At 43.9% G+C, this 255-nt stretch carries 1 pseudogene; it reads left to right on the top strand.

Features of this window, described 5'->3' with window-relative positions:
* A pseudogene (locus tag J3L11_RS19195) lies at positions 1 to 255 on the top strand (IS4 family transposase); the annotation flags it as partial.

Genomic DNA, 255 nt, shown 5'->3' with positions numbered 1-255 from the left:
TAATGCCGATGAAGAAAGGCACACAGTTTGAAGTTATCACGAAACTCGGTCGACAAGATAAGCTCATTCGGCTGACGACTACAGCACAATCTCGTAAACAATTTAAAGAGTTACCTGAATTTATCGAGGTCCGATTGCTAACAAAAATGGTGAAAGGCAAAGAGTGTAATATCCTCACCTCGATGACTGACCCGCTGCGCTTCCCTAGTGCTGAAATCGTGGATTTATATAGTCACCGCTGGGAAATTGAGCTGG

The organism is Shewanella sp. 4t3-1-2LB (assembly GCF_017368415.1).
Lineage (GTDB): Bacteria > Pseudomonadota > Gammaproteobacteria > Enterobacterales > Shewanellaceae > Shewanella > Shewanella fodinae.
This window is presented reverse-complemented; position numbering and strand designations above follow the sequence as displayed.